The sequence below is a fragment of the Mycobacterium sp. E1747 genome (assembly GCF_001667775.1).
In the GTDB taxonomy this organism is placed as follows: domain Bacteria; phylum Actinomycetota; class Actinomycetes; order Mycobacteriales; family Mycobacteriaceae; genus Mycobacterium.
In genome coordinates, this window is sequence record NZ_LZJI01000116.1 from 1 (window position 1) to 25,409 (window position 25,409).

At 68.1% G+C, this 25,409-nt stretch carries 26 protein-coding genes; 2 read left to right on the top strand and 24 right to left on the bottom strand.

The annotated features are described in order from the left end of the window. Nucleotides 1-1,057, top strand: a 1,057-nt coding sequence (locus tag A5695_RS11765) for a DUF58 domain-containing protein (protein WP_068081468.1), incomplete at its 5' end; no start/stop codon positions are given. Nucleotides 1,058-1,121: 64 nt separating this feature from the next. Then, nucleotides 1,122-1,514, top strand: a complete 393-nt coding sequence (locus tag A5695_RS11770; RefSeq protein WP_231974796.1) for a hypothetical protein — start codon at nucleotides 1,122-1,124, stop codon at nucleotides 1,512-1,514. Between the two features lie 2 nt (nucleotides 1,515-1,516). Here the strand turns inward: A5695_RS11770 and nuoN are convergent, their stop codons facing one another. The 24 genes from nuoN to A5695_RS11890 all read right to left on the bottom strand — a co-directional run bounded on the left by nuoN (nucleotide 1,517) and on the right by A5695_RS11890 (nucleotide 25,407). Next, on the bottom strand, nucleotides 1,517-3,106 hold the full coding sequence (nuoN, locus tag A5695_RS11775; protein WP_068081474.1) for an NADH-quinone oxidoreductase subunit NuoN: 1,590 nt from the start codon (nucleotides 3,104-3,106) through the stop codon (nucleotides 1,517-1,519). Beyond that, nucleotides 3,106-4,680 carry an NADH-quinone oxidoreductase subunit M gene (locus A5695_RS11780; protein ID WP_068081477.1) on the bottom strand — a complete coding sequence of 525 codons (1,575 nt, stop codon included), beginning with the start codon at nucleotides 4,678-4,680 and terminating at the stop codon, nucleotides 3,106-3,108. Before A5695_RS11780 ends, nuoN begins: the two co-directional genes overlap by 1 nt. Before the next feature lie 73 nt (nucleotides 4,681-4,753). Continuing rightward, on the bottom strand, nucleotides 4,754-6,640 hold the full coding sequence (gene nuoL / locus A5695_RS11785; RefSeq protein WP_068081479.1) for an NADH-quinone oxidoreductase subunit L: 1,887 nt from the start codon (nucleotides 6,638-6,640) through the stop codon (nucleotides 4,754-4,756). Nucleotides 6,641-6,661: 21 nt separating this feature from the next. After that, nucleotides 6,662-6,961, bottom strand: coding sequence for an NADH-quinone oxidoreductase subunit NuoK (gene nuoK, locus A5695_RS11790; protein ID WP_007168303.1), 300 nt, complete (start codon nucleotides 6,959-6,961; stop codon nucleotides 6,662-6,664). Beyond that, nucleotides 6,958-7,746, bottom strand: coding sequence for an NADH-quinone oxidoreductase subunit J (locus A5695_RS11795; RefSeq protein ID WP_156749593.1), 789 nt, complete (start codon nucleotides 7,744-7,746; stop codon nucleotides 6,958-6,960). Before A5695_RS11795 ends, nuoK begins: the two co-directional genes overlap by 4 nt. A 20-nt stretch (nucleotides 7,747-7,766) precedes the next feature. Next, nucleotides 7,767-8,312, bottom strand: coding sequence for an NADH-quinone oxidoreductase subunit NuoI (gene nuoI / locus A5695_RS11800; RefSeq protein ID WP_068081485.1), 546 nt, complete (start codon nucleotides 8,310-8,312; stop codon nucleotides 7,767-7,769). Further along, nucleotides 8,305-9,576 (bottom strand): NADH-quinone oxidoreductase subunit NuoH, encoded by a 1,272-nt coding sequence (gene nuoH, locus A5695_RS11805; protein ID WP_197515465.1) that lies wholly within the window; start codon nucleotides 9,574-9,576, stop codon nucleotides 8,305-8,307. Before nuoH ends, nuoI begins: the two co-directional genes overlap by 8 nt. Nucleotides 9,577-9,584: 8 nt before the next feature. Further along, nucleotides 9,585-12,011 (bottom strand): NADH-quinone oxidoreductase subunit G, encoded by a 2,427-nt coding sequence (locus A5695_RS11810; RefSeq protein ID WP_068081491.1) that lies wholly within the window; start codon nucleotides 12,009-12,011, stop codon nucleotides 9,585-9,587. A gap of 4 nt (nucleotides 12,012-12,015) precedes the next feature. Then, entirely contained in the window at nucleotides 12,016-13,338 is a 1,323-nt protein-coding gene (gene nuoF, locus A5695_RS11815; RefSeq protein ID WP_068081495.1) for an NADH-quinone oxidoreductase subunit NuoF, read from the bottom strand. Next, nucleotides 13,335-14,093 (bottom strand): NADH-quinone oxidoreductase subunit NuoE, encoded by a 759-nt coding sequence (gene nuoE / locus A5695_RS11820; RefSeq protein ID WP_068081499.1) that lies wholly within the window; start codon nucleotides 14,091-14,093, stop codon nucleotides 13,335-13,337. The genes nuoF and nuoE overlap by 4 nt, the downstream gene beginning before the upstream one ends. Next, on the bottom strand, nucleotides 14,090-15,421 hold the full coding sequence (gene nuoD / locus A5695_RS11825) for an NADH dehydrogenase (quinone) subunit D (protein ID WP_068081503.1): 1,332 nt from the start codon (nucleotides 15,419-15,421) through the stop codon (nucleotides 14,090-14,092). The genes nuoE and nuoD overlap by 4 nt, the downstream gene beginning before the upstream one ends. Then, the gene (locus A5695_RS11830) at nucleotides 15,421-16,146 is read right to left on the bottom strand and encodes an NADH-quinone oxidoreductase subunit C (protein WP_068081506.1); all 726 of its coding nucleotides are present in this window, start codon (nucleotides 16,144-16,146) and stop codon (nucleotides 15,421-15,423) included. The genes nuoD and A5695_RS11830 overlap by 1 nt, the downstream gene beginning before the upstream one ends. Next, nucleotides 16,143-16,697 (bottom strand): NADH-quinone oxidoreductase subunit B family protein, encoded by a 555-nt coding sequence (locus A5695_RS11835; RefSeq protein WP_068081509.1) that lies wholly within the window; start codon nucleotides 16,695-16,697, stop codon nucleotides 16,143-16,145. The genes A5695_RS11830 and A5695_RS11835 overlap by 4 nt, the downstream gene beginning before the upstream one ends. Nucleotides 16,698-16,705: 8 nt before the next feature. Beyond that, nucleotides 16,706-17,083: an NADH-quinone oxidoreductase subunit A gene (locus A5695_RS11840; protein WP_068081512.1), complete on the bottom strand. Its 378-nt coding sequence runs from the start codon at nucleotides 17,081-17,083 to the stop codon at nucleotides 16,706-16,708. 260 nt (nucleotides 17,084-17,343) lie between these two features. Then, the gene (locus A5695_RS11845; RefSeq protein WP_068081515.1) at nucleotides 17,344-17,757 is read right to left on the bottom strand and encodes a response regulator transcription factor; all 414 of its coding nucleotides are present in this window, start codon (nucleotides 17,755-17,757) and stop codon (nucleotides 17,344-17,346) included. Between the two features lie 30 nt (nucleotides 17,758-17,787). Beyond that, on the bottom strand, nucleotides 17,788-18,324 hold the full coding sequence (locus A5695_RS11850; RefSeq protein WP_068081518.1) for a YceI family protein: 537 nt from the start codon (nucleotides 18,322-18,324) through the stop codon (nucleotides 17,788-17,790). Nucleotides 18,325-18,358: 34 nt separating this feature from the next. Continuing rightward, on the bottom strand, nucleotides 18,359-18,751 hold the full coding sequence (locus A5695_RS11855; RefSeq protein WP_068081521.1) for a nuclear transport factor 2 family protein: 393 nt from the start codon (nucleotides 18,749-18,751) through the stop codon (nucleotides 18,359-18,361). A 68-nt stretch (nucleotides 18,752-18,819) separates the two neighbouring features. After that, on the bottom strand, nucleotides 18,820-19,158 hold the full coding sequence (locus tag A5695_RS29585; RefSeq protein WP_068081524.1) for a DUF6285 domain-containing protein: 339 nt from the start codon (nucleotides 19,156-19,158) through the stop codon (nucleotides 18,820-18,822). Beyond that, a complete protein-coding gene (locus A5695_RS11865; protein WP_231974798.1) occupies nucleotides 19,155-20,192 on the bottom strand; it encodes a phosphotransferase family protein in 1,038 nt (345 codons plus the stop codon). The genes A5695_RS29585 and A5695_RS11865 overlap by 4 nt, the downstream gene beginning before the upstream one ends. A 5-nt stretch (nucleotides 20,193-20,197) precedes the next feature. Next, on the bottom strand, nucleotides 20,198-21,433 hold the full coding sequence (locus A5695_RS11870; RefSeq protein WP_068081530.1) for an acyl-CoA dehydrogenase family protein: 1,236 nt from the start codon (nucleotides 21,431-21,433) through the stop codon (nucleotides 20,198-20,200). A gap of 21 nt (nucleotides 21,434-21,454) precedes the next feature. After that, entirely contained in the window at nucleotides 21,455-22,069 is a 615-nt protein-coding gene (locus tag A5695_RS11875; RefSeq protein WP_082946023.1) for a TetR/AcrR family transcriptional regulator, read from the bottom strand. Further along, a complete protein-coding gene (locus A5695_RS11880; protein ID WP_068081536.1) occupies nucleotides 22,069-22,965 on the bottom strand; it encodes a hydroxymethylglutaryl-CoA lyase in 897 nt (298 codons plus the stop codon). Before A5695_RS11880 ends, A5695_RS11875 begins: the two co-directional genes overlap by 1 nt. A 58-nt stretch (nucleotides 22,966-23,023) precedes the next feature. Continuing rightward, nucleotides 23,024-24,229: a CaiB/BaiF CoA-transferase family protein gene (locus tag A5695_RS11885; RefSeq protein WP_068081539.1), complete on the bottom strand. Its 1,206-nt coding sequence runs from the start codon at nucleotides 24,227-24,229 to the stop codon at nucleotides 23,024-23,026. Further along, complete coding sequence (locus tag A5695_RS11890; RefSeq protein ID WP_068081542.1) at nucleotides 24,226-25,407, bottom strand: S9 family peptidase; 1,182 nt, start codon at nucleotides 25,405-25,407, stop codon at nucleotides 24,226-24,228. The genes A5695_RS11885 and A5695_RS11890 overlap by 4 nt, the downstream gene beginning before the upstream one ends. Nucleotides 25,408-25,409 lie beyond the last annotated feature (2 nt).

A 25,409-nucleotide genomic window follows, 5' to 3' on the forward strand; every position in this document is an offset into this window, starting at 1 on the left:
GCGATGCTTCGAAGGCGACCGGGCGCGACTGCGCATTAGGGCGACGGAGGATGGCGAGGCAACGGAAGCCTCCGCGGTCGAGCTGACGGTTCCGCCCGTCGACGGGATGCAGCTTGATGTCCTCGACGCCGATCCCCGCGACGCCAAAACGGTTGCCGCGACGGCGCAACGCTGGGGCCGGTACTTCATCCGGGCCCGGGTGGACGCCGTCGCACGGGGCGGGCTGCTGTCCGGGGCGGCCGTCGTCGAGGCCGCGGAGGTCATCGTGTTTCCGCTGACGCCGCCGCAGTCGACGCCGATCCCGCAGACCGAGCTGCTCGACCGCCTGGGTGCCCACCTGACCCGGCACGTCGGCCCCGGCGTCGAGTACGCCGATATCCGCGCCTACGTGCCGGGAGACCAACTGCGCGCGGTGAACTGGCCGGTCAGCGCGCGCCGCGGCGAGCTGCATGTCACGCAGCGTCTGACCGACCGCGCCGCCGATGTGGTGGTGTTGATCGACACCTATCGGCAACCCGCGGGCCCGGCGACCGCAGCCACCGAGCGTGTCGTGCGCGGCGCCGCGCAAGTCGTGCAGACCGCCTTGCGGCACGGTGATCGCGCCGGGATCGTCGCCCTGGGCGGCAACCAGCCCCGCTGGCTGGGCGCCGACATCGGTCAGCGCCAGTTCTATCGGTTGCTCGACACGGTGCTCGCTGCCGGCGATCGATTCGAAAACACCACGGGCACTTTGGCGCCCCGCGCGGCCGTCCCCGCCGGCGCGATCGTCATCGCGTTCTCCACGTTGCTGGATACCGAATTCGCGCTCGCGCTGATCGATCTGCGCAGGCGCGGCCATGTCGTCATCGCCGTCGATATCCTCGACAGCACCCCGTTCGGGGATGAGCAGGATCCGCTGGTGAACCGGATGTGGGCGCTGCAGCGCTCCGCCATGTACCGCGACATGGCCACCGTCGGCGTCGACATCGTGTTGTGGCATCAGGACGGCGGATTGGAGCAATCCATGGGCGTGCTGCCGGACCGCCGGCGGCGGGTGCGGGGACGGCTCCGTGTTTAGCGACGAGGCGGGCACACTGCCGCGGCTGTTGGCCCCGGTGTTCTCGGCCGCGTTCGGTCTGCTGATGGTGGGCCTGGTCGCCGACGGCTCGCACGGGCCGGCGGTGGCCACGTGGGTGGCGGCGCTGATCGCGGTGGCCGGGGGAGCGGTATTTCGCCCTGCCGCAACGCTTGCCGTGTTGCTGTCGGTAGCCACCATCGCGCTGTCTGACCCGCCGCTGGTGTTCGTCGCGCTGTCCGGGCTGTGCGCGGCCGCTTATCTGGTCTGCCGCCACGCGACCGGCGCGTCGGCCGGGGCGATGCTGGGCAGCTGGCCGACCGTCGTTGGGGCCGTGAGCTTTACGTTCGCCGGATTGGTCGCGACGTCGTTTCCGCTGCAACTACCGTGGTTGCCGCTGGCCGCGCCGTTGGCGGCGCTGGCGGTCTACGTGCTGGCCCTGCGCCCGTTCCTGAGCTGAGCTCAGTGCAACAGTTGGGCGGCCCAATCGGCCAGGTCGAGAACCGGCTGCGGGAAGATGCCCAAGGCCACGGTGATCGCGGCGCACACCGCGATCGCCCCCTTGCTCAGAACGCCCGGCGCCACCACGTGCGGGGTGTCGTCGGTCGCCTCGGTGAAGAACATCGACACGATCACGCGAACGTAGAAGTATGCGGCGATGCCACTGGCGACCACACCGATGATCACCAGCGGCGCCGCGCCCCCTTGGGCCGCGGCCTTGAACACGGCGAGCTTGCTGACGAATCCGCTCGTCAGCGGGATGCCGGCGAAGGCCAACAGGAACATCGAAAACATCACGCCCACAATGGGTGAGCGTTGGCCCAGCCCCGCCCAGTGCGACAGCGTGGCGTCCTCGACGCCGTCGGCGTCGCGGATCAGGCTCACGATGGCGAACGCGCCGACGGTGCTGAAGCTGTAGGCCAACAGGTAGAACAGCGTGGACGAAAGGCCCGCCTGGTTGTCGGCGATGACGCCGGTGAGGATGAACCCGACGTGGGCGACCGACGAGTAGGCCAGCATGCGCTTGACGTCGGTCTGGTTCACCGCGGTGATGGTGCCCACCGCCATGGTGAGAATCGAGATGGTCCACAACACCGGCCGCCATTGATCGTGCAGCGGCGGCAGCGCGACGTAGACCACCCGTAGCAGCGCGCCGAAGGCCGCGACCTTGGTGGCCGCCGCCATGAACCCGGTGATGGGGGTGGGCGCGCCCTGATAAACGTCCGGAATCCACGAATGGAACGGCACCGCGCCCACTTTGAAGAGCAGGCCGACGGCCAGCAGCGCGACACCCACCAACGCCATCGAGGTGTCCCCGTGCGCCGCCAGCGCGTCCCGGATGCCGGTCAGCAGCAGCGTGCCGGTCGCGCCGTACAGCAGCGCCACACCGTAGAGGAAGAACGCGGACGAGAACGCACCCAGCAGGAAGTACTTCATCGCCGCCTCCTGCGACAGCAGGCGCCGATGCCGGGCCAGGCCACACATCAGGTACAGGGGCAGCGAAAGCACTTCGAGCGCAACGAACATCGTCAACAGGTCGTTGGATGCCGGAAACACCATCATGCCGCCGACGGACAGCATTGCCAGCGGGAACAGCTCCGTCTGCGCGGCTCCGGCCCGCTCCGCGTCACGCTCGGCGTCGCTGCCGGGAACCGCGGAGGCCTGCGGGGTGAACGAATCCAGGCCGGCCGGGCGGGCGGCCCCCACGCCCGCGGCAACCTTGCTCTCCGCCTTGGCTTGCGTGCGTTCGGCGATGAAGATCACCGCCAGCACCGCGACCAGCAGCACCGTGCCCTGCAGGTACAGGGTGGTCCGGTCGATCGCCATGGCGCCCAACACGGTCGCGCGGCCGGAGGCCGGGATGGACTCGGCCACCTCCACGGTCGCCAGGAACGCCGCGACCAGACCGGCCAGGGCCAGCGTCACCTGCGCGCCGTAGCGAACCCGCCTGGGCAGGAACGCTTCCGCGAGGACTCCCACCACCGCGACGCCGAACACGATGAGCGTCGGGCAGAGCAGGAAGTACTCGATGCTGGGGGTCGGCAGGGTCATCATCGCGGTCCTTCGGCTGTCCGGGGTGCGCGGTTGACGGCCGGCACGCTCGGCGCCGGATCGTGCTGGCCGATCGTGGTCATGGTGCTCTCGACGGCGGGGTTGATGATGTCGAGCACCGGCTTGGGGTAGACACCGAGCACGAACAACAGGGCGATCAACGGTGCCACCACTACCAATTCGCGGGCGCGCAGGTCACCGATCTTCTCGTTGCCGGTGGCCACCGGTCCGGTCATCATGCGCTGGTAGAGCCACAGCATATAGATGGCGGACAGCACCAGCGCGGTCACACCGAACCCGGCGGCCAGCCAATATCGGTTGAAAGTGCCCAGCAGCACCAGGAATTCGCTGATGAACGGCGCCAGCCCGGGCAGCGACAGGGTGGCCATAGCTGAGACGAGGAACGTGCCCGCCAGGATGGGCGCCACCTTCTGCACGCCGCCGTAATCGGCGATCTTCCGGCTGCCGTGCCGGGATATCAGGAATCCCGCGATCAGGAACACCGCCGCCGTGGACAGGCCGTGGTTGAGCATGTACAGCGTCGATCCGCTCTGGCCCTGGCTCGTCATCACGAAGATGCCCAGGATGATGAACCCGAAGTGGGAGATGGAGGTGTAGGCGATCAGGCGCATGACGTCGGTCTGCCCGATGGCCACGATCGCCCCGTAGATGACCCCGATGACGGCCAGAACGATGATCAGCGGGCGGAAATACGTTGAGGCGCCCGGAAACAGCTGCAGACAGTAGCGCAGCATGCCGAAGGTGCCGACCTTGTCCATCACGGCCATCATCAGCACCGCGGTCGCCGGGGTCGCCTCGACCGCGGCGTCGGGCAGCCAGCGATGGAACGGCCACAGCGGCGCCTTGATGGCGAAGGCGAACATGAATCCCAGGAATAGCAACTTGAAGACCGCGGAGTCGGCGCCGTAGCGGCCGGAGGCGACGCCGGCCACGATCTCGCGGAAGTCGAAGGTGCCCGATCCGTGCTGCGCGGTGACCACGTACAGCCCGATCACCGCGGCGAGCATGATCAGCCCGCCGAACAGGTTGTACAGCAAGAACTTCACCGCCGCGCGTGACCTGCCTGGACCGCCGCCGAAGCCCCCGATCAGGAAGTACATCGGGATGAGCATGGCCTCGAAGAACACATAGAAGAGGAGCACGTCGAGCGCGACGACGGAAATCAGCACCATCGACTCGATGGCCAGCGTCAGGGCGACGTAGGCGTGCACGCCGCGCGGGCTGCGTTCGCCCCCGTCATTCCAGCCGGCCACCTGCAGCACCGGGATCAGCACCGCGGTGAGCAGCACCAGCACCACGGCGATGCCGTCCACGCCGAGGGAGTAGGTGGCGCCGAACGTCGGGATCCAGGAATGGCTTTCGACGAATTGGTAGGTGCTGCCACCGGACTTGAAGCCGAGGGTGACGATGATCGCGACCGCCAGCGTGAGGACGCCGAAGACCAGACCGGTCCACTTGGCGAGCCGGCGCAGCCCCGGTGGCAACAGGATGACGAGCACCGAGCCGGCCAGCGGCACCAGCCACAGGATGCTCAGCCAGGGAACGCTATTCATGGGCGCCACTTCTCCTCATCGCTCCGTCCCCCGCAAGCGGGTGGTGCCCCCACTGCATCGTCGCCGGCGCGGTTCACCACAGTTTCACCGCCAGGATCAGCGCGATCACCAGGACCGCGCCCGTCAGCATCGACAATGCGTAATTGCGGGCGAAGCCGGTTTGCAGCCCCCGCAGGCGATTCGAAGTCCGGCCCACCAGGGCGGCTAGCGCGTTCACCGAGCCGTCCACGCCCGCGTTGTCGACGTCGACAAGCGCTTGGGTCAGTTCGGCTCCGGGGCGCATGAACACCTCTTCGTTGAAGGCGTCGCCGTAGAAGTCCCTGCGCGCGGCGGTCGTGACTGGCGACACCGCAAGCGGCGCCACCCGAGGGATGTCCGCGGTGGCGTACAACCGGTAGGCCACCGCGATCCCGATGGCGACGACGCCCAGCGCCAGGGCGGTGTTGACCCACACCGGGAAGGCGTGGGTCACCTCTTCGTGTTTTCCGACGACCGGCTCGAGCCAGCGCGCCAGGGTGCCCCGCCACGCCAGCAGCCCACCGGAGAACACCGAGCCTACGGCGAGCAGGATCATCGGCCAGGCCATCAGGCCGGGCGCCTCGTGGGGATGGATGCCTGGGGCCCAACGTTTTTTGCCGAAGAAGGTCATCAGCATCACGCGCGTCATGTAGAACGCGGTGACGCCCGCGCCCAGCAGTGCGGCCCCGCCCAGCACGTAACCGCGGGCGCCGCCGGCGCCCAGCGCGGCCTCGATGATGGCGTCCTTGGAGAAGAAGCCCGCGAACGGCGGCACGCCGATGATCGCCAGATAGCCGAGACCGAAGGTGGCAAAGGTGACCGGCAGGGCGGCGCGCAGTCCGCCATAGCGGCGCATGTCCTGTTCCTCGTGCATGGCGTGGATCACCGCACCGGAGCCCAGGAACAGCCCGGCCTTGAAGAAGCCGTGGGTGAGCAGATGCATGATCGCGAACGCGTAGCCGGCCGGGCCCAGACCGGCGGCCAGCACCATGTAACCGATCTGGCTCATCGTGGACGCCGCCAACGCGCGCTTGATGTCGTCCTTGGCGCAGCCGATGAACGCGCCGAGCAGCAACGTGACCGCGCCGACGACGACGACGGCGGTTTGCGCATCGGGCGCCAGGTTGTAGAGCGGGTTGGACCGCACGATCAGGTAGACCCCGGCGGTCACCATGGTGGCGGCGTGGATCAGCGCGGACACCGGCGTCGGGCCCTCCATGGCGTCACCCAGCCAGGCCTGCAGCGGGACCTGGGCGGACTTGGCGCAGGCGCCCAACAACAGCAGCAGGCCCATCGCCGTCAGCGCGCCGCGGCTCGCGGCGGGCGCCCCGGAGAACACGCCGGCGTAGGACAGCGTGCCGAAGGTGCTGAACATCAAGAACATGCCCAGCGCCAGTCCGGCGTCCCCGACGCGGTTCATCACGAACGCCTTTTTGGCCGCCGTGGCCGCCGTGGGCTTGTGGTACCAGAACCCGATCAACAGGTAGGACGCCAGGCCCACGCCTTCCCAGCCGACGTAGAGCACCACGTAGTTGTCGGCGACCACCAGCAACAGCATCGAGGCCAGGAACAGGTTGAGGTAGCCGAAAAACCTGCGCCGGTCCGGGTCTTCGGCCATGTAGGCGACCGAATAGATGTGGATGAGCGACCCGACTCCGGAGATCAGCAGGACGAAACACACCGACAGCTGATCGATTTGCAGGCCGAGGTCAACCTGCAGTTGGCCGACCGGGATCCAGGTGAACACCGTCTGGTGGATGACCCGGTCGTCGGCGCCGCGGCCGAGCAGCTCGCTGAGCAGGCTCAGACCGACGCCGAACGCCGCGAGGGCGGTGGCGCAACCCAGCCAGTGCCCCCACGGGTCGGTGCGTCGGCCGCCGAACAACAGGATCGCGGCACCCGCCAGCGGCAGCGCCACCAGCAGCCAGGTGTAGTGAGTCATGTTGGCCCCATATTGGCGATGTCAGCCTTTGAGTAGGTTCGCGTCGTCCACCGACGCCGATTTGCGGGCACGGAAAATCGTCATGATGATGGCCAGCCCGACGACGACCTCGCACGCGGCCACCACCATCGTGAAGAACGCGATCATCTGCCCGTCCAGGTGGCCGTGCATCCGCGCGAACGTGACGAACGCCAGGTTGACCGCATTCAGCATCAGCTCGACGCACATGAACATCACGATGGCGTTGCGTCGCAACAGCACACCCGAGGCTCCGATGGTGAACAGCAGCGCCGAAAGGTACAGGTAATTGGCCGGATTCACGAGGTGCCGCCTTGTGAGAGGGAGGGGCTCGCCTTACGGGAGGGGATCGCCTTGCCGTCGGCGCCGCGGCTGCGCAGGATCGGCGACACCGACAACTCCGAGTACGACCCGTCGGGCAGCAGCGCGGCCACGTCGACGGCGTTGTGGCGCGCGTAGACGCCTGGGCTGGGCATCGGGGTCGGGTGCCCGCCGGGCTGGAATCGCTCCTGGGACAGCTCCCGCTGCGTCCTGCGGCGCTCGAAGCGTTCGCGGTGGGCCAGCACCATCGCCCCGATCGCCGCGGTGATCAGCAGCGCGCTGGTCAGTTCGAAGGCCCAGACGTAGCGGGAGAAGATCAGCGCCGCAAGCCCTTCCACGTTGCCGTTGGCGTTGGCGGTGGTCAGGCCGGCGAAGCTGCCGGTCGCGGCGGAGCCGATGGCGGCGATCAACAGGACACCGAAGCCGATCCCGGCCAGCACCGCGGCGATGCGCTGGCCGTGCAGCGTCTCCTTCAGAGATTCCGCGGAGTCCACGCCGATCAGCATCAGCACGAACAAGAACAGCATCATCACCGCGCCGGTGTAGACCACGACCTGAACGACACCCAGGAACAGCGCGTCCTGGATCATGTAGAACACCGCGAGGATGATCATCGTCATCGCCAGGAACATCGCCGAATACACAGCGTTGACCGCGAGCACCACCCCGATCGCGCCGATCAGCGCCAGCGCGCCCAGCACCCAGAACGCCACCGCTTCACCGGTGGAGGTGCGAACGATGGTGTCGGAAGCCAGATTCGCAGCCAGGAGCTGGCCCGTGAACCCAGTCATCGGGAATCCCCGGCCTTTTCGGCCTGCCGCAGGCCGTCAGCGGTGACATTGCCCTGGTAGTAGTCCTTGTCGGTGGCGCCCTCCGCCCTGGGGTGCGGGGGAGCGAGCATGTCCTGCAGCAGCGGCGCGAGCAGCCGGTCCTTCTCATAGATCAGGTCGGCGCGGTTGTCGTCGGCCATCTCGTAGTCGTTGGTCATGGTCAGCGCGCGGGTCGGGCAGGCCTCGATGCACAGGCCGCAGCCGATGCAGCGCAGGTAGTTGATCTGATAGACCCGGCCGTAGCGTTCCCCGGGGGAATACCTCAGTTCCTCGGTGTTGTCCGCGCCCTCGACGTAGATCGCGTCGGCCGGGCACGCCCACGCGCACAACTCGCAACCGATGCATTTCTCCAGGCCGTCTGGGTAGCGGTTGAGTTGATGACGGCCGTGGTAGCGCGGCATCACCGGGCCGGGCTTTTCCGGATAGCCCTCGGTGACCCTCTTTTTGAACATCGCCGCGAACGTCACGCCGAATCCGGCGACGGCGTCCAGGAATTTAGCCACGTGCGTTCTCCTTACTCGCGGCCGCCAGGGACTTCATGGACTTCGCCGGCAGCGGCGGTGTCGGGAATGCCGGTGCGGCGCTGTCCAGCCCCGGCAATTGTTTCGACTGGCGGCGGAGCTGTTTCTCCAGTGCGCGAATACCGGGCGTGGCGAACGGTTTTCGCAACAACAGCACCAGCGCCGTGGCGAACACGATGCTGCTGACCACCAGGATCGGGGTCCAGTGCGCATACCCCTGGTTCTGCACGGTGCGGATCACGGCCGCGATCAACACCCAGACCAGCGAGGCGGGGATCAGCAGCTTCCAGCCCAGCGCCATGAACTGGTCGTAGCGCAGCCGGGGCAGGCTGGCCCGCAACCACATGTAGAAGAACAGGAAGGTCCACATCTTGGCGGTGAACCAGAGCACCGGCCACCAACCGGTGTTGGCGCCCGCCCACATGTTGAGCGGCCAAGGGGCATGCCAGCCGCCGAAGAACAAGACCGTGGCGAGCGACGAAACCGTCATCATGTTGACGTACTCGGCCAGCATGAACATCGCGAACTTCAGCGACGAGTACTCGGTGTGGAAGCCGGCGACCAGCTCACCCTCGGCCTCGGGCAAATCAAATGGCGCCCGGTTGGTTTCGCCGACCATCGAGATGAGGTAGATCAAGAACGACGGCAGCAGCAGGAACACATACCAGACCCGGTCCTGGGAGGCGATGATCTCCGACGTCGACATGGAGCCGGCGTAGAGGAAGACCGCCGCGAACGACAGGCCCATCGCAACCTCGTACGAGATGACCTGGGCGGTGGAGCGCACGCCGCCCAGCAGCGGGTAGGTGGACCCGGACGCCCAACCACCCAACACGATTCCATACACCCCGATCGCCGACAGGCCCAGGATGAAGAGCACCGCGACCGGCAGATCGGTCAGCTGTAGCGGGGTGCGGTGGCCGAACACCGACACCACCGGGCCGAACGGGATGAACGAAAACGCGGTGAACGCGGGGATCGTGGAGATGACCGGCGCGGCGAAGTAGACGAACTTGTCGACCCCGCCGGGCGTGATGGTCTCCTTGAGCGCCAGCTTGATTCCGTCGGCCAGGCTCTGCAGGGCGCCCCACGGTCCCGCCCGGTTGGGGCCGGGCCGCCGCTGCATCCAGCCAAGGATCTTGCGCTCGAACAGGATCGCCACCAACACGTTCAGCATCAGGAACACGAAGATGGCCAACGCCTTGCCCAGCACCAGCCACCATGTGTCGTGTCCGAATGCGGACAGGGAGCTCGTCATGAATTCACTCCGATTTTCACTGTGCTGCCCAGCGTTGCGCCCAGCTGCCGGTGCACTGCGCAACCCGGTGAGTTCAGCGGAAGCCACACCACTCGGTCGGGCATGTCGGTGATGATCAGCGGCAAGGTGATCGATCCGCGCGGCGTGCTGACGGTCACCGCGTCGCCGTCGGCGGCTCCGATTTCGGTGGCTGTGTCGGCCGATAGCCGAACCGCGGGTTTGCGTGCGGTTCCGGCCAAATGCGGTTCGCCGTCTTGCATTCGGCCGTTGTCGAGGAGCATCCGCCAGCCGGTGAGCACAGCTTGTCCTTTTTCAGGCCGGTTCCCGGCCGTGGCCGGCTCCGGCGTCGAGACGGACGGGGCGGACGCCCAGCCGCCGTCCCAGGTGCCGAGCCCGGCCAATTCCGTGCGGGCCGCTTCGGCGGTCGACAGCCCCAGGTAGACGCCCATCTCCTCGGCCAGCGCGTCGAGCACCTGGTGGTCGGACTGGCTGGCTTGCGCGATGGTGCCGCGCAGCGCCGCCTCGAAGGGGCGGTAGCGGCCCTCCCAGTTGACGAAGGCACCGGCCTTTTGCGTCGTCGGCGCGACCGGAAACACCACGTCGGCGCGCTCGGTCACCGCGCTCTGCCGCAGCTCCAGGCTGACCACGAAGCCCGCGGAGTCCAGCGCGGCCAGCACGGCTTGGGGATCGGCGAAGTCGTCGGGTTCGATACCGCCGACCAGCAGGGCGCCCAGTGTTCCGTCGGCGGCGCCGGCCAGGATGCCCCCGACGTCACGCCCACCGGCGGAGGGCAATTCGGAGACGTGCCACGCCGCCGCGATCTGGGCGCGGGCGGCCTCGTCGTCAAGTGGCCGGCCGCCCGGCAGCAGGGTGGGCAGCGCGCCGGCCTCCAGCGCGCCGCGCTCGCCGGCGCGGCGCGGCACCCACGCCAGCCGGGCCCCGGTGGCATCGGCGAGCCGGGCGGCGGCGGACAACCCGCCGGGCACAGTGGCCAGGCGTTCCCCGACCATGATGACCGCGCCGGGGGAGGACAGCAGGCCGCCGACCTCGCCGGTGGCCAGCCCGTCTAGCGCCGCGGCCTCGCTCCCCGGAGCGGTCTTGATCAGACGCCCGGACATCTTCTCGAGCGCCCGGGTGGCGAACGGCGCGACCGCGTACACCGGCAGCCCGCGTTTGCGGGCGGCCTTGCGCAGTCGCAGGAACACGATGGGGGACTCGTCCTCGGGCTCGAACCCGACCAGCACCACCACCGGCGCCGATTCCAGATCGGAATAGCTGACGTTGCGCCGGCCGGCGATGTGCGCCGCCAGGAAGTCGGCCTCCTCGGCCGAGGTCGGGCGGGCGCGGAAGTCGATGTCGTTGCTGTCCAACACGATTCGAGCGAACTTCGAGTAGGCGTAGGCGTCTTCTAGCGTCGCCCGGCCGCCGACCAGCACGCCCGTGCGCCCGCGCGCGGCCTCGAGGCCCCGGATCGCTGTCGCGATCGCATGCGACCACGACGCGGGCACCAGGGCGCCGTCGGCATCGCGGATGAGGGGAGTGGTGATCACGTCGGGCTGGGTCGCGTAGGTGAACGCCCATCGGCCCTTGTCGCAGTTCCACTCCTCGTTGACCTCGGGGTCATCGCCGGCCAGGCGGCGCAGCACCTTGCCGCGCCGGTGGTCGGTGCGCTGGGCGCACCCGGATGCGCAGTGCTCGCAGACGCTGGGGCTCGACACCAGGTCGAACGGGCGGGCCCGGAACCGGTAGGCGCTTCCGGTCAGCGCCCCGACGGGGCAGATCTGCACCGTGTTGCCCGAGAAGTACGAGTCGAACGGCTCATTGGCGTAGATGCCGACCTGTTGCAGGGCGCCCCGCTCCTGCATGTCGATGAAAATGTCCCCGGCGATCTGCTCGGAGAACCGCGTGCAGCGGGCGCACAGGATGCAGCGCTCACGATCGAGCAGCACTTGGGCGGAGATGTTGATCGGTTTGGCGAAGGTGCGCTTAACGTCGGTGAAGCGGGAGTCGGTGCGGCCGTTGGACATCGCCTGGTTCTGCAGTGGGCACTCGCCGCCCTTGTCGCACATCGGGCAATCGAGCGGGTGGTTGATGAGCAGCAGCTCCATCACTCCGTGCTGGGCTTTGTCCGCCGCCTCCGACGTGAGCTGCGTGCGCACCACCATGTCGTCGGTGGCGACGGTCGTGCAGGACGCCATCGGCTTGCGTTGGCCCTCCACCTCGACCAGGCACTGCCGGCACGCGCCGACGGGCTCGAGCAGCGGGTGGTCGCAGAACCGCGGGATCTGGATGCCGATCAACTCGGCCGCGCGGATCACCAATGTACCCTTGGGCACGCTGATTTCGTTGCCGTCGATGCTCAGCGTGACCATCTCCGGCGGACGTACCTCGTCGCCGGTTTCGGTTTTGGCGGCACTAGTCAAAGCGTCAAGCCTTTCCGTTCAGCATGGAGTCTCGGGGGTCGAACGGGCAGCCACCGTCTTCGACGTGCGCCACATATTCGTCGCGGAAGTACTTGATCGACGACATCACCGGGCTGGCGGCGCCATCGCCCAACGCGCAGAAGGACTTCCCCAGGATGGTGTCGGAGATGTCCAGCAGCTTGTCGATGTCTTCGCTGGTGCCCTTGCCGGTTTCGAGCCGCTCGTAGATCTGGTCCAGCCAGAAGGTGCCCTCCCGGCAGGGGGTGCACTTTCCGCACGATTCGTGCTTGTAGAAGTACGTCCAGCGGCGCACGGCCCGCACCACGCAGGTGGTCTCGTCGAAGATCTCCAGCGCCTTGGTGCCCAGCATGGAGCCGACCCCGCCGACGCCCTCGTAGTCCAACGGCACGTCGAGGTGCTCGTCGGTGAGCAGCGGGGTGGACGACCCGCCGGGCGTCCAGAACTTGAGGCGGTGCCCGGCCCGCACCCCGCCGGCGTAGGCGAGCAATTCGCGCAACGTGATACCCAGCGGCGCTTCGTACTGGCCGGGCCGGGCGACGTGCCCGGACAGCGAATACAGCGTGAAGCCAGGCGATTTCTCGCTGCCCATCGACCGGAACCAGTCGACGCCGTTGAGCACGATGGACGGCACACTGGCGATCGTTTCGACGTTGTTGATCACCGTGGGGCAGCCGTAGAGTCCTGCCACCGCGGGGAACGGCGGACGCAGCCGCGGCTGGCCCCGCCGGCCTTCCAGGGAATCGAGCAGTGCGGTCTCCTCGCCGCAGATGTAGGCGCCGGCGCCGGCGTGCACCACCAGCTCCAGGTCGAACCCGGAGCCGTTGATGTCGCGCCCCAGGTATCCGGCGGCGTACGCCTCGGCCACCGCGTTCTGCAGGCGGCGCAACACCGGCAACACCTCGCCGCGCACGTAGATGAACGCGTGGCTGGCCCGGATCGCGTAGGCGGCGATGATGACGCCCTCGACGAGCACGTGCGGCGTGGCCAGCATCAGCGGAATGTCTTTGCACGTACCGGGTTCCGACTCGTCGGCGTTGACCACCAGGTAGTGCGGCTTGGCGGCCGCGCCGGTGTCGCCCTGCGGGATGAACGACCACTTGGTGCCGGTCGAGAAACCGGCGCCGCCGCGCCCGCGCAACCCGGAGTCCTTGACCGTCGCGATGACGTCGTCGGGCGCCATGGCCAACGCCTTCTTCATCGCCTCGTAGCCGTCGTGGCGGCGGTAGGTCTCAAGCGTCCAGGACTCGGGGTCGTCCCAGAATCGGCTGATGACGGGGGTGAGCGGGGTGGCCTGGGAGCTGGTCATGCCTGGCTCCCGGGCGGAGTCGGCGCCTGCATGCCGTGTTCCTTCGCCACCTTCAATCCCGCCAGGGTCGCCGCGCCCGCCCCGCCCTGGCCTTGGTCCGGCCGTTCGTCTGGCAGGCCGGCCAGGATGCGCGACGTCTCGCGGAAAGCACACAGCGGGGCGCCCCGCGTCGGCGGCTTGGGCTCACCGGAGCGCAACGAGTCGACGAGTTCGCGCGCCGACTCGCACGTCTGGTTGTCGTAGAACTCCCAGTTGACCATCACGACCGGTGCGTAGTCACAGGCGGCGTTGCACTCGATGTGCTGCAGGGTGACCGCGCCGTCGGGGGTGGTCTCGTCGTTGCCGACGCCCAAATGCTCCTTGAGCGCGTCGAATATCGCGTCGCCACCCATGATCGCGCACAGCGTGTTGGTGCAGACACCGACCAGGTAGTCACCCGTGGGTCCGCGGCGGTACATGGTGTAGAAGCTGGCCACCGCCGACACCTCGGCGCCGGTCAGTCCCAGCTGCTCCCCGCAGAACTCCAGACCGGCCGGGGTCAGATAAGAGTCCTCGGCCTGCACCAGGTGCAGCAACGGCAGCAGCGCCGAGCGCTTGTTGGGATAGCGGCCGATGATCTCCTTGGCGTCGACCTCCAGGCGTGCGCGCACCTCCGGCGGATACGACTGCGGCGCACCCTCGGTGACGAACGCGTTGGGTTCCTCCGGCGGCGGTCCGAGCCGGATGAAGACCGGCTGGCCTTGCGGGCCGGTCACCGGTCCACCCCGCCCATGACCGGGTCGATGCTGGCGACCGCGGTGATCAAATCGGCCACCATGCCGCCCTCGCACATCGCGGCGACCGACTGCAGGTTGGTGAACGAGGGGTCCCGGTAGTGCACCCGGTAGGGGCGGGTGCCGCCGTCGCTCACCATGTGCACGCCGAGCTCGCCGCGCGGCGATTCCACCGCGGTGTAGACCTGGCCCGCCGGCACCCTGATGCCCTCGGTGACCAGTTTGAAATGGTGGATCAACGCCTCCATCGAGCTGCCCATGATCTTGGCGATGTGCTCCGGTGAATTACCCATGCCGTCGGGGCCCACCTTCAAGTCGGCCGGCCAGGCGATCTTGCGGTCGGAGATCATGGTCGGGCCGGGCTTCAACTTGTCCAGACACTGCTCGACGATCTTGACCGACTCCCACATCTCGTTGACGCGAATCATGTAGCGCCCGTAAGCATCACACGTGTCGGCGGTCATCACGTCGAATTCGTAGTTTTCATATCCGCAGTACGGTTCGCTCTTGCGTAGGTCGTGCGGCAGGCCGGTGGCCCGCAGGATCGGCCCGGTGATGCCCAGCGCCATGCACCCGGTCAGGTCCAGGTAGCCGATGTCGCAGGTGCGGGCCTTCCAGATGGCGTTCTCGTTGAGCAGGTCGCCCATTTCGCGTAGCACCTGGCGCAGCGGCTTGAGAGCCTCGGCGACGTCCTTTTCGGCGCCCGGCGGTAGGTCCTGCGCCACGCCCCCGGGCCGGATGTAGGCGCTGTTCATCCGCAACCCGGAGATCTTCTCGAACAGGGTCAGCACGATCTCGCGGCCGCGGAAGCCGACAAACATCGGCGTCATCGCGCCCAGTTCCATGCCGCCGGTGGCCAGCGCGACCAGGTGCGAGGAGATCCGGTTGAGCTCCATCATCATCACCCGGATGACGTTGACCCGCTCCGGTATCTGATCGGTGATGCCGAGCAGCTTCTCCACGCCCAGGCAGTACGCGGTCTCGTTGAAAAACGGTGACAGGTAATCCATTCGGGTCACGAAGGTGACGCCCTGGGTCCAGTAGCGGTATTCCAGGTTCTTCTCGATGCCGGTGTGCAGGTAGCCGATTCCGCAGCGGACCTCGGTGACCGTCTCGCCCTCGATCTCCAGGATCAGCCGCAACACCCCGTGGGTGGACGGGTGCTGGGGCCCCATGTTGACGACGATCCGTTCGCCGGGGTCGGCGTTGCGCGCGGCGTCGACGATCTGGTCCCAGTCCTGGCCGCCGGCCACCAAGACGGTTTCCGGGCTTTCGGCGCCGCCCTGCGTCGAGTCAGTGATTGTGCTCATCAGTTGTACGCCCTTCGCTCGTCGGGCGGGGGGATCTGTGCGCCCTTGTATTCCACCGGGACGCCGCCGAGGGGATAGTCCTTGCGCTGCGGATGGCCGTGCCAGTCGTCGGGCATCTCGATGCGGGTCAGCGACGGGTGTCCGTCGAAGATGATGCCGAAGAAGTCGTAGGTTTCGCGCTCATGCCAGTCCGTCGTCGGATAGACCTCGAACAGCGAGGGGATGTGCGGATCCCCGTCCGGCACAGCCACTTCCAACCGGACGCGGCGGTTGTGCGTGATCGACTGGAGCGGATACACCGCGTGCAGTTCGCGGTCCGTCTCGTGCGGATAGTGAACTCCGCTGACGCCCAGGCACATCTCGAACCGCAGCTCCGGTTCGTCACGGAGGCGCTGGGCCACCTGGGGCAGCGCCTCGCGGCGCACGTGCAGGGTCAGCTCGTCGCGGTACACCACGACTTTCTCTATCGCGTCGGAGAATTCGACGTCGGCGGCTTCCAGCGCGTCGGCCAGCCGGTCCACCACGTCGTCGAAGTAGCTTCCGTATGGGCGGGGGGAGCTGCCGGGCAGCACGACCTCCCGGACCAGCCGTCCGTACCCGGTGGTGTCACCGCTGCCGGAGATGCCGAACATGCCGCGGCGAACGTTGATGACTTCGCCGTCGGCGCGGGGCGGGCCGGCCCCTTCGGTTGCCGCTTGCTTCGGGTCGTTGTCCGGTGAGCTCATCGCAGCAGTCCGCGCATCTCGATCGTGGGTCGTGCCGACAACGCTGCCTGCTCGGCCTCGGCGATGGCGGTTTCCCGGTTGACGCCCAGCGGCATTTCCTGAATCTTCTCGTGCAGCTTGAGGATTGCGTACAGCAGCATCTCCGGGCGGGGCGGGCAGCCGGGCAGGTAGATGTCCACCGGAACCACGTGGTCGACGCCCTGCACGATCGCGTAGTTGTTGAACATCCCGCCGGAGGACGCGCAGACGCCCATGGCGAGCACCCATTTCGGCTCGGCCATCTGGTCGTAGATCTGCCGCAACACCGGCGCCATCTTCTGGCTCACCCGACCGGCAACGATCATCAGGTCGGCCTGCCGGGGCGTCGCCGAGAACCGCTCCATGCCGAAGCGCGCGATGTCGAATCTCGGCCCGGCGGTTGCCATCATCTCGATGGCGCAGCACGCCAACCCGAAGGTCGCCGGCCACAGCGAGTTCTTGCGGACATAGCCGGCGATCTTCTCGACCGTCCCCAGCAGGATGCCGGCGGGTAGCTGTTCCTCGAGACCCACGTCCTACCTCAATCCCACGTCAGGCCGCCGCGGCGCCACACATACGCGTAGGCCACGAAAACCGTGAGCATGAACACCACCATCTCGACCAACGCGAACGTTCCCAGCGCGTCGTAACTGACTGCCCAGGGATACAAGAACACGATCTCGATGTCGAAGACGATAAAAAGCATTGCGGTCAGGTAATACTTCACCGGGAACCGCTGGCCGCTGGCCGCGTGCGGGCCGCTGACCGGGCTGTCGGTCGGCTCGATGCCGCATTCGTACGGGGCCATCTTCGACTTGTTGTAGCGCGACGGACCGGCCAGGCTCGCGATCACCACCGAACCGACGGCGAAGGCCGCTGCTATCCCTCCGAGCACCAGGATGGGTATGTAGACGTTCAATTCGCTCCAAGATCTCCTCGTACGGGTCGCCGGTGCGGCGGCCGGGCGGGGGGCCGGGCTGCTGTGACGCACCCGGGCCGCGGGTGGTCACAGTGACCTTCACAACATAGCGTCGTGAAGACAGGTGTGCTTTGTCGGGGTGGGGTATCAGCGAAAGTTTTGCGTGACCGCAACCTGGATGTCGCGCGCTGCTCGCGGACGCCGGGCCACTGGGGGCGCGAGGCGGTACTATCTGCGCAGGTCAGGCGCGTGCGATGGGGCTATCGGGTGGGGGTGCGCAGCAGCCCGAGAACCGTGCGGCCGAGCACGATGGGATCGATGGGATGCGGCACGGCGGCATCGGCCCGCGACCAGTTCGCCAGCCAGGCGTCGTCGCGGCGGCCGGTGAGCACCAGGATCGGCGGGCACGTCGCCAGTTCGTCTTTGAGTTGTTTGGCGATTCCCATGCCGCCCGTGGGCGTGGCCTCGCCGTCCAGGATGGCCAAGTCGATGCCGCCCTCGTCCATCTGCCGCACCACCGTCGGGGCGGTCGCCACTTCGAGGTAGGTCAGCTCGGGCAGGTCCGGATGCAGATGCTTGCCCAGCGCCCGGATCACTTGCTCGCGGGTTTTGGCGTTGTCGCTGTAGACCAGGATCCGCAGGGCGACGCTGGATTCGGGGCTGGAGTCGGACACGGTGCAGATGCTACTGGTGTCGCACCGGCTTCACTGGGCAGCCCGCACGAACACGGCATCCGCCGTCGCCGTCGCCGTCGCCGCGATCATGCCGAGGCGGTTCCAGCCCAGGTCGAACTGGGTGCGATCCAGCTTGGTTTCCGCGGCGATCCGGATCGAGCCGTCGTCGAGCTCGGTGATCGTCGCCGACAAAGGTACCGGCGCGGTCACGCCCTTGATGGTGAAGGCGGCCCGGAGGTCGGCGGACTTGCCCTTGGTCGGATGCACCGCGGTGACCACAACGCTGATGTCACCGAAGCGCTCGACGTCGAAGAAGTCGGCCGAGCGCAGGTGCTTGTCGCGACGGCCGATGCCGGTGTCCACGGAGGCGGCCCGAATGTCGAGGCGGCCGAAAACCGCCCCCGCGCCCGTCAGTTGGCCGTCGCCGCTGAACTCGGTGAAGCGGCCCTTGACCCTGACCAGGCCCCACATGTTCCTGATCTTGAAAGTGACGGCTGAGCGGTCCGGGGCCAGGGTCCATACGCCGGCCAGGTCGGGATCGTTCAGCAGTGTTTCCAGGGTTGTCATCTCCCACCCCCATCTGTCGAGGCGAATCTAACCGCTATTGCATCAGCGGGGCGATCTCAGCGGGGTCGAAATACTCGTCGATCCGGTCGAGCCGGCCGTCGTCGCCGACCCTGATCACTATGCAGACCCGCAGCGAGATCGACTGTCCCGCATGGCCGGTGGCGTGCAAGACGTGCTGCTGGACGAAGCCGCCCTCAAAGAATCGCCGGTCCAGGATTTCATAGCGGCGCTCGGTCGTCGCGGCGATGAACCAGTCGATGACGCGCAGCGCGCGGGCCTTGCCATCGGGCTTGGCGGGGTCGCGGCGCGCGCCGACCCGCCAGACCGCGATGTCGTCGCTCCACATCCGGTCGACCGCCGCGCAGTCGCCCTTCTCGATCGCTGCAAACAGCCGGTCGGCCGCGGCGGCGATTACGGCACTCGGCATGGCGACCGCTCCTTTCTCGACTGCCCGGCTCCTTCTCGCGCCGCTGCGCGGCCCGCATCGTCGCCGGGCTATTCGGTGTCGTATCCGGGGTGCGCCACCGCCACCCGGCGGCGCACCAAGGTGCGCAGGCAGGCGGTGACCTCGCGGCCCCGGCCGTCCATCTCCCCGGCCCGTATCGCGGTGGCCAGCTCCTCCTCGTCGGCGAACCCCAGGTCGGCCAGCGCGGCGCGGGATTCGGCCTCACTTTCATCGAGCAGTTCGCGCTCGACAATGCGCAACGCGTTGGCGGCCACCCTCGCGTGGAAGTTCACCTGCCCGCTGGTGGCCGCCCGCACGTCGGTCTCGAGGAATTCGGCCACCGCTGCCACCAACTCGGCGGCGAGGGGACGGCCGTACGCGCCGATCATCGGAGGTCCCCGAATTGCCCGGCTTCTCCTGGCGCCGCTCCGCGGCGCGCATCGTCGTCCGGCGCTCCTTCGAGCAGGTCGAGCAGGTCCCACTCCGTCTCGCACACGCGGCGACCGATCGTGGCCAGCTCCACCGAGCGGAACTGGCCGCAAAGGTGCCGCTCCGCCTGGTAGCGGCAGATCACGCCCCAGCGCAGGGTGGCCAGCACCAGCCACCAGTGAAACGCCACCCGGTCGACGCTAGTCCCGCTCGCCTGCTCGTAGTCCCGCAAGAAGCTCTCGATGCTGCCGAGGCCGCCCGCCCCGAGGCTGGCCGGGGCGCCGAAGCGCCAGGCCCGGATGCAGAACCAGGCCAGGTCTTCGTGGGGGTCGCCGCGGTGCACCAGCTCCCAGTCGAGGACCGCGGCGAGGTGGGCCCCGTCGACGATGAGGTTGCCCATCCGGTAGTCCCCGTGCACCAGCACGTCGGCGGAGGACTCCGGCCGGCGCGCCTCGAGCCACCGAAACGTCCATTCGAAGGTGGCCGTGGTGTCGCGCATCGCGTCGAGCCGCTCGCGCCACTGCGCGAGCGGGTCCTCGCGGGACAGACCGGGGATGTCGGGGCCGGCGCGGTGGATGGCCGCCAGGGCCCGGGCGCATTGCCGCAGCAGCTCCGCCCGGGCCGCCCGGCCGCCGGCCTCGTCGAGCTGCCGCTGGATGCGCCGGACGATCGTCTCGCCCGGGATCTCGTCGCAGATCAGGAACGGATTGCCCAGGGCCGCAGGCGAATCGTCAGCGATGAGGACGTGAGGGACCGGTGCGCCGGCGGCAGCGGCGGCAGCCTGGGCGCGTGCCTCCAGCTCCATGCCCGCGTGCACGTCGTCGGGCGCCCCCGTGCGCAGGATCAGCGCGTGCCGCCGCTCGCCTGCGACGGCGGTGAACGCCCACGTCGCGCGGCTGGCTCCGCCGGTCAGCACGCGCAGGCCCTCGACGGTGACGTCGGCCCCCAGGACCGGCGCCAGCGCCGCGGCGATCTGGGTGGCCAGTTCCTCGATCGACGTCACTTGCCAAACTTAAACAGCCGCTGGGCCACCCGGCGAATCTGGATTTCCTCGGCCCCCTCGGTGATCCGGTAGCGACGGTGGTGGCGATAGATGTGCTCGAACGGCTCGTGCCGGCTGTAGCCCAGGCCCCCGAAGATCTGCATGGCCCGGTCGGCGGCCTCGCAGACCAGCCGGTTGGCGCGGTAGTTGGCCATCGACACCTTGTCCGACACCTCCATGTGGTGGTCCCGGTCCAGGTGCCAGGCGGCGTAGGCAACAAGCAGCCGCACCATCTGGGCTTCGGTCTGCAATTCGGCCAGCGGCCATTGCACGGCCTGATTGGCCGACAGCGGCTTGCCGAACACGGTCCGCGTACCGGCGTATTCGGCCGCGCGGTCGATGCAGTACTGAGCGGCGCCCAGGCTGCTCGCCGCCTGCCGAATCCTGTTCTCGTGCAAGAACGTCTGCGCGACTTCTAGACCGCGGTCCACCTCGCCCAGGACCGCGTCGGCGGGCACCCGGACGTCGGTCAGCACCACCTCGCCGTGATCGGTCGGCATGTTGAAGGTCCACCAGTAGTAGGGCACATCGAAGCCGGGCGCGTCGGTCGGCACCAGGAACGCGGTGATGCCCCGCGCCTGGCCGGGCTCGCCGGAGGTGCGGGCGAAGACCAGGTCGTGCGTCGCGCGGTGGACGCCGGTGTTGAATCGCTTGGAGCCGTTGATGATCCAGCCGTCACTGTCGGCTTGCGCACGGGTCTCCAACCAGGTGGCGTCCGACCCGTGCTGGGGTTCGGTCAGCCCGAACGCCATGGAACGTTCGCCGGTGATCAGGGCCTCGGACCAGAGCCGCCGTTGTTCGTCGCTGCCGAAGCGCTCCATCATGATCACCTGCGGGAAATTCCCGACGATCGAGGATTCGTTCTGCAGATCGTTGTGCAGGCCAAGGCCCTTGTGCGCCAAATGCTCCCGGATGACGGCCATGTCGACGTTGGTGCCGTCCCGGCCGCCCAAGGCGGACGGCAGCCCGTAGCGCAGCCAGCCCGCCCTATCCGCCCGCCTGCGCATCTCGGCGAGCAGGTCCTCCCACTCGCTCGTCGGGATGCCGTCGTTGTCCCAGTCGGTGCGGGCGTGTTCGCGGCGCTTGTCGAAATACTGGATGTTTTCGCGCTCCAGCGGCTTGATCTCGGCCTCGATGAACTCGTCCATCTCGGCGAGTAGGCCCGTAAGGTGTTCGGGCAGTGTGAAATCCACAGGCTTCTCCTTTGAAAAGGATCAAGTGCCGTAAAGCGTCTTCTTCCAAATCGTCGACAGGGTGGCGATGGCGTCCTCATCGCTGATCTTGATGCCGAGGTTGGAGGGGCCGACGAAGACGGTGGTGAAGTTCTCGAAGAGCAGGGCGATGGCCGCGGCTATGTGCTGCGGATCGAGCTCGGATCCGTAGCCCTGTTCCTGGGCGCGGCGGACCGAGGCGGCGACGATGTCCATGCCGAAGCGGCGGAACTCGTTCTGGACGGTCGCGAAGCGTCGCTGCGTTGCGGCCAGCTGGGCCACGGCGATCATGATGCCGATGTTCTGCTTGAACATGTTCCAGTAGCCGGTGACCACCGCGGTGAAGAACGTGTCATCATCGGGCGATTCGGGTAGTTCGACGCTCAATCCGGACGGTGTCACGACGTCGTGCAGGAAAGACTCGGCCAGGGCGGCGAGCAGGTCCTCCTTGTCGGCGAAATACCGGTAGAAGACCGCGGGCGACTTGCCCGCCGCCGACGTGATGTCGGCCAGCGTGGTGCCGTGAAAGCCGCGTTCAGCGAACAGTTTCCGGGCGGCCTGCTCGATGGCCTGCCTGGTTTGACGGCCCTTGGCGGTGAGCGCGTCCGGGGCGGGCATCAGGCCCGGATCCGGTCGCCTGCGCGCAGCAGCGCGCTCGGCAGGTCATGGCCCACAACCGATTTGGCGACCTCGGCTGCGGCGATGGCGGCGTGCAGGTCGACGTCCACGCCGACACCGCTGTCGGCCAGCAGATACACCAGGTCCTCGGTGGCGATGTTGCCGGTGGCGCCGGGCGCGAACGGGCAGCCGCCCAGCCCGCCCACCGATGCATCCAGCCTTCTCACCCCGGAGCTGACCGCGGCGTACGCGCTGGCCAGCCCGGAGCCGCGGGTGTTATGGAAATGGCCGCCCAGCGGCAAATCGCCAATCACCGGACGCACTTGTGCGATCAGCGAACTCACGCGCCCCGGCGTGGTCGTGCCGATCGTGTCGGCGATCGACAGGCGGTCTACCCCCCGGTCGCGGGCGGCCGCGGCGATGTCGAGCACGCGCCCGGGCGGCGTCGGGCCCTCGAACGGCGAGTCCCACGCGGTGGCGATGACGACTTCGACCGTGACGCCGGCGCCGTGCGCGATCGCGATGATCTCGTCGATCGCCTCGGTGGCCTGCGCGCTGGTGCGCCCGACGTTGGCCTTGCTGAACGTGTCGTCGGCGGCCACCACGTACTCGATCGAGCGCAGGCCCGCGGCCACCGCCCGCTTGGCCCCGTTGGGACTGGCCACCAGCGCGGAGAACTCGATGTCGGGGTAGTCGTGCAGGTGGGCCGCGAGCTCGGCGGCATCGGCCATCGACGGCACCTTCGTCGGCGAGACGAACGCCGTCGCCTCCACCTCGCGGACCCCGGTCGCCGCGATCGCGGCCAGCAGCTCCAGCTTGGCCGACAACGGGATCGGCGCTTCGATCTGCAGACCGTCGCGCAGCGCCACCTCGCGGATGGCCACGTGCTCAGGCATCCTCATCGCTGCATTCCCCCCAAGCGGGTGGTGCCCCACTGCATCCTCGCCTGCGCGTTCACAGCACCTCCTCGGCGCGCAGCTCCGCGAGCTCCTCGGCGGTCCTGCCCAGCAGCCCGATGTAGACGTCGTCGTTGTGCTGGCCCGGCCGCGCGGGCCCGGCGTTGCGAAGGCTGCCCGGGGATTCGGAGAGCACCGGCACGATGCCCGGCCCGAGAACGTTGCGCCCGACCCGTTCGTCGAAGTGTTCGACCAGCATGCCGCGGGCGCGCAGCTGCGGGTCGTTGACCACCTCCGCGACCGTGTTGATCGGACCGGCGATCACCCCTGCGGCGCTGAGGGTTTCGATGATGTCGCCGGGCTGGCGTTCCGCGGCCCACCCGCCGATGATCTCGTCGAGCTCGTCCTGGTTGCGGCCGCGCGCCCCGTGCGTGGCGAACCGGTCGTCGATGGCCAGCTCCGGGCGGCCCATCGCCTTGCACAGCCGGGCGAAGACGGTGTCCTGGTTGGCGGCGATCACCACCCACGAGCCGTCGCCGCTGCGGTAGATGTTGGACGGCGCGATGCCGTCGAGCCGCGTGCCCGACGGCCCGCGCACCACCCCGGCGAGATCATAGTCGGGGATGGTGGATTCCTGCACGGCCAAACAGGATTCGGTGAGTGCGACGTCCACCACCTGGCCGCGCCCGGTGGCCCCGCGGCGGTACAGCGCGGCCAGCGCACCCTGGGCGCCGAACATGCCGGCCAGGGTGTCGCCGAGCGAGAGCGCGAGCCGGGGCGGCGGTCCACCGGGAAAACCGTTGAGATGGCGCAGGCCGCTCGCCGCCTCGGCCACCGAGGCGTAGCCCGCCTTGTGCGCGTCGGGTCCCGTCTGCCCGTATCCCGACACCCGGACCAGGATGATGCCCGGGTTACGGGCGCTGAGCACCTCGTAATCCAGGTCCCATTTCTCCAGCGTCCCCGGGCGGAAGTTCTCCACGACGATGTCGGACTTGGCGACCAGATCCAGGAAGAGCTCGCGGCCGCGGGGCTTGCGCAGGTCGAGGGTGATGGCTCTCTTGTTGCGCGCGTGCACCGTCCAGAACACGCGCTCCCCGTCGACCTCGGCCTGACCCCAGGTGCGCAGCGGGTCCGGGGCGCCGGGAGGTTCCACCTTGATGACGTCGGCGCCCATGTCGCCCAGCAGCCGGCCGGCGAACGGCCCCGCGATCAGCGTGCCGAGCTCGAGCACCCGCACGCCATCCAGCGCTCCGGTGGGTGTCACAGCGCGCCCGCGAAGTCGTGACGGACCAGCCAGTCGGTGACGACGTCGACCGCCGCGCGCAGCTTGTCGCGCTGGTGGGGACCAGCGTAATAGTGGGTGGCGCCGGGAATTTCGTGCATCTCCTTGTCCTGGTGTCCGATCGCATCGAAGAGCCGCCGGGTGTGACTGGGCGTGCAGGCGTCGTCGGCCAGATTACCGATGACCAGCGCCGGGACCGCGATGTCGGGCCCGCAAGCCACCCCGTCGCCGCGGGCGTCGTCGTAACTCCATTGCGAAAGCCAGCCGCGCAACGTGGAAAAGCGGGCCAACCCGACCGGGCTCATGTTCACCACTTGAGGATCCCCCAGGTAACAGGTTCCCGGGAGCCGTTCGTTGGGATCGACGGTCGGGTCCAGCCAGCGCGGGTCGGCCATGGTGCCGTGCACGACGAAGCAGAACTCGTCTTGGGCGCGGCCGGCCGCCCTCAGCTCGGCGAGCTTGTCCTTGACCCACGCGGTGATGCGGCGGTTGCGCATGACCTGTGCGTCGCGGTACCGAGCCAGGAATTCTTGGCTGTAGGGCGGCTGGTTCGGGTTGTCCGGGTTGTACAGGTCCAGCTCGGGATCGCGCATGGTGGGGTCGGATTCGTCGAGGATCGACGCGTCGAGCCATTCGGTCAGCGTGCCGTGCCGGCTGATGTGCGCGGCCAGCAGCATGATGCCGTCGGCGGCGGGCAGCTCCAGGGCGGTCAGGTCGGGGCCATCACCCGACGGGCTCGACGTGATGGTCGGGTGCTGGGCCTGCTGCTGGTAGAACATCGACAGCGAACCGCCACCACTCCACCCGGCCAGCACCACCTTGGTGTAGCCCAGCCGCTTCTTGGCGTCCTTGATGCACTCGCCGAGATCCTCGACCACCTTCTCCATCAGCAGCGCCGAGTCGGTGCCGCGGAACCGGCTGTTGCAGTAGATGACGTGGTGGCCGGCCCGGGCCAGCGCGTTGATCATGGGCAGGTAGGCGCCGCCGCCAATCGGGTGCATGAAGACCAGCACGGTGTCCGAAGGCTTGTCCCTGGGCTTGAGCAGGTAGCTCTCCAGCACGGTGATCTCTTCCAGGCCGCCGTACACGTCCCGAACGCCGGAATCGTTCTGGAACGCAATGAGATAGGGGATTCGTTCGTATTCGTGGCGGATCGTCATAA

Bases quoted from the DNA above. Each gene is read 5' to 3' on its own strand.
- A5695_RS11770 (WP_231974796.1), top strand. From the start codon at position 1,122: ATGGTGGGCCTGGTCGCCGACGGCTCGCACGGGCCGGCGGTGGCCACG.
- nuoN (WP_068081474.1), bottom strand. From the start codon at position 3,106: ATGACCCTGCCGACCCCCAGCATCGAGTACTTCCTGCTCTGCCCGACG.
- A5695_RS11780 (WP_068081477.1), bottom strand. From the start codon at position 4,680: ATGAATAGCGTTCCCTGGCTGAGCATCCTGTGGCTGGTGCCGCTGGCC.
- nuoL (WP_068081479.1), bottom strand. From the start codon at position 6,640: ATGACTCACTACACCTGGCTGCTGGTGGCGCTGCCGCTGGCGGGTGCC.
- nuoF (WP_068081495.1), bottom strand. From the start codon at position 13,338: ATGACCAGCTCCCAGGCCACCCCGCTCACCCCCGTCATCAGCCGATTC.
- nuoD (WP_068081503.1), bottom strand. From the start codon at position 15,421: ATGAGCACAATCACTGACTCGACGCAGGGCGGCGCCGAAAGCCCGGAA.
- A5695_RS11830 (WP_068081506.1), bottom strand. From the start codon at position 16,146: ATGAGCTCACCGGACAACGACCCGAAGCAAGCGGCAACCGAAGGGGCC.
- A5695_RS11850 (WP_068081518.1), bottom strand. From the start codon at position 18,324: ATGACAACCCTGGAAACACTGCTGAACGATCCCGACCTGGCCGGCGTA.
- A5695_RS11855 (WP_068081521.1), bottom strand. From the start codon at position 18,751: ATGCCGAGTGCCGTAATCGCCGCCGCGGCCGACCGGCTGTTTGCAGCG.
- A5695_RS29585 (WP_068081524.1), bottom strand. From the start codon at position 19,158: ATGATCGGCGCGTACGGCCGTCCCCTCGCCGCCGAGTTGGTGGCAGCG.
- A5695_RS11875 (WP_082946023.1), bottom strand. From the start codon at position 22,069: ATGCCCGCCCCGGACGCGCTCACCGCCAAGGGCCGTCAAACCAGGCAG.
- A5695_RS11880 (WP_068081536.1), bottom strand. From the start codon at position 22,965: ATGCCTGAGCACGTGGCCATCCGCGAGGTGGCGCTGCGCGACGGTCTG.
- A5695_RS11890 (WP_068081542.1), bottom strand. From the start codon at position 25,407: ATGACGATCCGCCACGAATACGAACGAATCCCCTATCTCATTGCGTTC.